This window comes from Saccharopolyspora shandongensis (assembly GCF_900106995.1).
Lineage (GTDB): Bacteria > Actinomycetota > Actinomycetes > Mycobacteriales > Pseudonocardiaceae > Saccharopolyspora > Saccharopolyspora shandongensis.
The window spans coordinates 1-5,143 of the sequence record NZ_FNOK01000122.1 but is presented as its reverse complement, the minus strand read 5'-3'; the positions used below and the strand labels follow the sequence as shown (position 1 = coordinate 5,143).

Genomic DNA, 5,143 nt, shown 5'->3' with positions numbered 1-5,143 from the left:
CATCGCCGACCGTCACCCCGTGCACCGGGCGAGACTGCTCAAAGACTGGCTGGCCCGCCACCACGACCGGATCGAGATGCATTTCCTGCCCGGATACTGCCCCGAACTCAACCCCGTCGAACTGCTCAACGGTGACATCAAACATCACGTGACCGCAACGACAAGCCCTCGCACCAAGTCCGAGCTGGCCGCAGCGACACGCACCCACCTGCGCCGTCGCCAGAACCAGCCCGACCACGTGCGTGCCTTGTTCGGCAAGGAAGAAGTCCGCTACGCCGCCGACTAGACACGCCACAATTGCCCTACCCCCCAATAAGTCAGGGCACCCACAGCCAGGCGGACGCTGTAACTCCCGCAGGGGGGCCGCCACCCGCACCGCCACGCAGAACGAGGTTGGAAAAACCTCATTGAAACTGCACACCCCTGCGGACGGTCAGTACCAGGTGAAGGTGACCGGTAGGGTCGTCAGGCCTCGCATCCAGACCGACGGACGCCACACCAGGGCTTCCGGCGCCACCGCCAGCGCCACGTCCGGCAGCCGGTCCAGCAGCACCTCGATGCCCGTCGTCGTGATGATCCGCGCGATTTCCTGTGCGGGGAACGGACATCCGTGCTCGCCGTGGCTGAACGACAGGTGCGCCTGGTTGCCCGCCGCGCCCGCGTAGGAGTCCGGCCGCACCTGCGGGTCGGTGTTCGCCGCCGCCAGCCCGAGCACCACCAGGTCGCCCTTGCGGATCCGCTTGCCGCCCAGCCTCGTGTCCTGGGTCGCCCAGCGCCCGACGAAGTTCTGCGTCGGGGTGTCCTCCCACAGCACCTCGTTGAGGGCCTGGCCGACGCTGCGGCGGCCGCCCGCGAGGGTCACCGCGAAGCGCTCGTCCGTGAGCATCAGCCGGATGGTGTTACCCATCCAGTCCGAAGTGGTCAGATAGCCCGCGCCCATCGTGATGAACAGGTCCGTCGCGATCTCCTCGTCGGTGAACCCCACCGGATGCGCCTGCAGGAACGACGGCACGTCGCGGCCGGGGTTCTCGCGCTTCTCCCTCGCCAGCGCCAGCATCCGCGCGACGACCCGCTCGTGCGCCCGGACCGCCTCGTCGCCCTCCTCGGCCGACAGCGCCACGTCCCGGACCAGCGTCGGAGCCTCGTCGTCCGGCAGCCCGTAGATCTTCAGCAGCGCCAGCAGCGGGATCTGGTGCGTGTACTCGGCGATCAGATCCGCCTCGCCGCGGCCGGCGAAGCCGTCGATCAGGCCGTCGCAGATCTGCTCGACCTGCGAACGCAGGTCGAATTCGTCCACATCGGCCAGTGCCTCGGCCAGCGCACCGCCGCGCTTGCGGTGGTCCTCGCCCTCGGTGAAGACCACCGACGGCTGGGGCTCGACGTAAGGCCGCAGCGACCAGTCGTGCGGCACGGCGTCCCAGCCGTTCCAGCGGCGGGAATCGCGGCCGAACAGGTCGGGGTTGCTGGTGACGTGGTGGACCTCGCGGTAGCCGAGCACGCACCACGCCGGCACACCGCCTTCGAGCAGCACCGGCGCGACGGTGCCGTGCTCGCGCCGCAGCTCCCGGTAGACCGCCTCGGGGTTGTTCTGGAACCGCGGACCGTAGAACGTCGCGGCCCCGGCGTGGGTGTCCTCGGCGAATGCCGAGGACTCGTTGGGGCTGGTCACCGCGTGGCCTCCCGGGCGGTCGACAGGGCGTGGAGGTGTTCGACGAGCCCGACCAGCACGGCCTTGCTGGACTCCCGGTCGCGGGCGTCGCAGTCGATCAGCGGCACCTCGGGCGACAGGTCGAGCGCGGCGCGCACCTGCGTCAGGCTGTGCTCCGGTTCGCCGAAGTTGTTGCGGGCGACCACGAACGGCATCCCGTGGTGTTCGAGGCGGTCGATGGCGTACCAGGAATCGGTCAGGCGGCGGCCGTCCACCAGCACGACGGCGCCGAGCGTCCCGGAGAACAGCTGGTCCCACATGAACCAGAACCGCTCCTGGCCGGGCGCGCCGAACAGGTACAGCACCAGTCGCTCGTCCAGCGTGATGCGGCCGAAGTCGAACGCGACCGTCGTGGTCGACTTGCCGCCGACGCCGCCGGTCTCGTCGATGCCGATGCCGGCCTGCGTCATCGTCTCCTCGGTGCTCAGCGGCCGGATCTCGCTGACCGAGCGCACCATGGTGGTCTTGCCGACGGCGAACCCGCCGACGATCACGATCTTCAGGCCGTCCGCGGCGGTGTCGCGCAGCGGGACGCGACTAGATGTTCCGGAGTCCAACGAGCACCTGCTTGAGGAATTCGGGGGCGGGCAGTTGCGCCTCGACGCGCTTCGAGGACGGGTGGCGGGCGGTGATCTTGCCCATGTCGAGCAGGTCGGAGAGCAGGATCTTCACCACGCTCACCGGCAACCCGAGGTCCGACGACAGCTCCACCACCGCCACCGGCTCGTGGCACAACCGCAGGATCTTGGCGTGCTCGGACTGCATTCCCGGAGTCGGATCGGATTCGCCGACGATCAGCGTCACCAGGTCGAAGGTGTCCTCGGCGGGCCGGCTGCGGCCGCCGGTGACGGTGTAGAGCCGGTCCGGATCCTCCTCGTCGATCAACCGCCTGGCCATCACGCCTCGGCCGGGTCGTCGTCGCGCGGCGGCGAGCTCAGGTACTCGCCGATCTGCTCCACCAGTTCGTTCATGTTGTGCCCGACGACGCCGACGTCCGCGTCGTCGGCGGCCAGCACGGCGAGGTGCGCGCCGAGCCCGGCCTCGACGATGCACAGCACGCCGCCGTAGAACTCGGTCATGGACTGCCGGACGCCGCCGCTGCCGTCGCCGAACTCGACCGACGCCCCGTAGGACAGGCTTTGGATGCCGGAGGCGATGGCGGCCAGCTGGTCCGCCTGGTCCACCGACAGGCCGGGCGTGTGGCAGAGCTTGAGGCCGTCCTTGGACAGCACCAGGGCGTGCCGGGTGCCCGGCGTCCGCTCCAGCAGGTTCTCCAGCAACCAATCGAGGTCGCGAGTTGTCGTGGTCATCGCAGCTGTGGGGCGGTGCTCCGGGCTACCGGCACCGACCCGCGCCTCCAATCCGTTGTCCAGGTAATCAGGCCGTCATCGAGAGTCGTCGTCCGAAGTGGACGGTGAGTCGCGCCGGGAGTTGCGGAAGGCACCGAACCGCGTGCCGGCGTCCGGGCGCGGCCGGGGCGGCTCGGACTCCTTCGGCTCGGCGGCGGCCGATCGCGCCGCGGCCAGCGTCTTGCCGCGGCGGCGCTTCGGCAGCGCGTTCGGCTCGTCGCCGGTTTCCGGTGCCGGATCGGCGCTTTCGTCCACGACCGGCGCCGCGGGGGCTTCCGGTGCTTGCCTCGGGACTGGCGAGGGTTCCGGTCGCGGCTGTGTGATCAGCTGCCGCGGGATCAGGACCACGACGCCGGTTCCGCCGCGCGAGGACGACCGGAAGGAGACGGTCAGGCCGTGCTTGCGGGCCAGCTGGCCCACCACTGCGAGCCCGAGCCGGGTGCCCGACATCGCCGCTAGGTCCAGCGGTTCCGCCGATACGGCGCGCTCGGCGCGGGCCAGCGCGGCGGGGCTCATGACCAGGCCGCTGTCCTCGACAGTGACGATGACGCCGGTGTGCAGCTCCTCCACGTAGACGTGGACCTCCTCGGCCGGCGGCGAGAAATGGGTGGCGTTGTCCATCAGCTCCGCGAGCGCGTGCATGACGCCTTCCGCGGCGTAGCCCACCACCGCGACCGTGCTGGTGGAGTGCAGCCGGACCCGCTGGTAGGAGCTGATCCGGCCCATCGCGCCGCGCAGCACGCTCTCCATCACGATCGGCTTGGTCCAGCGGCGGCCGGAGCGGGCGCCGGTCAGCACCGCGATGCTGTCCGCGAGCCGGCCGGCCTGCGCCGTGCTGTGGTCCAGCTTCAGCAGGTCCGCGAGCACGTCCTCGTCGTGCCGGTTCTCCATCTCGCGGAGGTCGGCGAGCGTGCTGGTCGCCAGCGCCTGCATGCGACCGGCCGCGTTGGCGCAGGTGGCCATGGCCGCGGCGCGCATGCGTTCGCCGGTGGCGACTTCCTGCGCCACGGCCCGGATGACGCGCTGGTGCGCGATGCCGAAGGACGGCGCCACTTCGGCGAAGGCGGCGTCCGCGGCGACGCCGCCGCGAATCCGCTGCGCCAGGGCCGGAAGCGCCTCGCCGGCGAGCCTGGCGCCTTCCGCGTCGAGCGCCGCCGAATCCGCCCGCGCATGGCGCAACAGCTGCACACCGCCGGCCACGACGGCGACCGAAACGGACAGCAGGAACGAAAGAACGGCGCCGTACCAGGCCACGAGCGCCTGGCTGCCGGCCGGCGCGGCGAGGGACACCCACAGGCAGGCGCCGCCGGTGACGACCAGTGCGACCAGGAACGCGAGCAGCGGTGGCCGCCCTCCTCGACGGTGAGCGGAGACGCGGGTCGGCATCAAATGAGGTCCTAAGTGGCCGGTCGGTAGCGGAGCTGAGCTGGCGGACTCGCCATGGGCCCACGATCGTATCCGAGCCTGCATTCGGATAACTCACAGTTGGATGACATTTCCAGAACCGGTTGCCACCGCACCGATCCGGCGGCCGGACGCACGACGGGGCCGCGAGTCCCCGGAATGCTGCCCGGAAAGGACTCGCGGCCCCGAGACCGCCGTGCTGTCCCGCTCGTCAGGCGGTGGGAAGGCGGAGGCCGTTGTAGCCCGCGCGGGCGTCGGCGAAGCGCTTGGAAACCTCGTCCCAGTCGACGACGTTCCACAGGTGCTTGACGTAGTCCGCCTTCACATTGCGGTACTGCAGGTAGTACGCGTGCTCCCAGATGTCGAACACCAGCAGCGGCGTCGTCGCGATCGACAGGTTCGAGTGGTGATCCCGCAGCTGCTGGGTGATCAGCCGCTGACCGACCGGATCCCACGCCAGCACGCCCCAGCCGTTGCCCTGGATCGTCGTCGACACGGCCTCCAGCTGGGCGCGGAACTTGTCGAACGAACCGAAGTCCTCGTCGATGGCCGCCGCCAGCTCGCCGGTGGGCTTGTCCCCGCCATTGGGCGAGAGGATCTTCCACCACACCAGGTGCAGCGAGTGCCCCGCCAGGTTGAACGCCAGCGTGGTCTCCAGCCCCACGATGGAGGAGAAGTCACC

The 5,143-nt window shown here is 70.2% G+C and carries 7 protein-coding genes; 1 reads left to right on the top strand and 6 read right to left on the bottom strand.

Annotated features, from left to right (window positions below; genetic code table 11):
• The coding region (locus tag BLW84_RS45865) for a transposase (RefSeq protein WP_177227085.1) at positions 1 to 286 on the top strand (286 nt) is incomplete at its 5' end.
• Between the two features lie 147 nt (positions 287 to 433).
• Here BLW84_RS45865 and BLW84_RS45860 read toward each other — a convergent pair.
• From BLW84_RS45860 to BLW84_RS45835, 6 genes are all read right to left on the bottom strand, one after another.
• Positions 434 to 1,669 (bottom strand): cytochrome P450, encoded by a 1,236-nt coding sequence (locus BLW84_RS45860; RefSeq protein ID WP_093279023.1) that lies wholly within the window; start codon positions 1,667 to 1,669, stop codon positions 434 to 436.
• Positions 1,666 to 2,202, bottom strand: a complete 537-nt coding sequence (locus BLW84_RS45855) for a GTP-binding protein (protein WP_218157780.1) — start codon at positions 2,200 to 2,202, stop codon at positions 1,666 to 1,668. Before BLW84_RS45855 ends, BLW84_RS45860 begins: the two co-directional genes overlap by 4 nt.
• 43 nt (positions 2,203 to 2,245) lie before the next feature.
• The gene (locus tag BLW84_RS45850; RefSeq protein ID WP_093279020.1) at positions 2,246 to 2,605 is read right to left on the bottom strand and encodes a DUF742 domain-containing protein; all 360 of its coding nucleotides are present in this window, start codon (positions 2,603 to 2,605) and stop codon (positions 2,246 to 2,248) included.
• Positions 2,605 to 3,018 carry a roadblock/LC7 domain-containing protein gene (locus BLW84_RS45845; protein ID WP_093279018.1) on the bottom strand — a complete coding sequence of 138 codons (414 nt, stop codon included), beginning with the start codon at positions 3,016 to 3,018 and terminating at the stop codon, positions 2,605 to 2,607. Before BLW84_RS45845 ends, BLW84_RS45850 begins: the two co-directional genes overlap by 1 nt.
• Before the next feature lie 75 nt (positions 3,019 to 3,093).
• On the bottom strand, positions 3,094 to 4,443 hold the full coding sequence (locus BLW84_RS45840) for an ATP-binding protein (RefSeq protein ID WP_093279016.1): 1,350 nt from the start codon (positions 4,441 to 4,443) through the stop codon (positions 3,094 to 3,096).
• 229 nt (positions 4,444 to 4,672) lie between these two features.
• Positions 4,673 to 5,143, bottom strand: a 471-nt coding sequence (locus tag BLW84_RS45835; protein WP_093279027.1) for a superoxide dismutase, incomplete at its 5' end; no start/stop codon positions are given.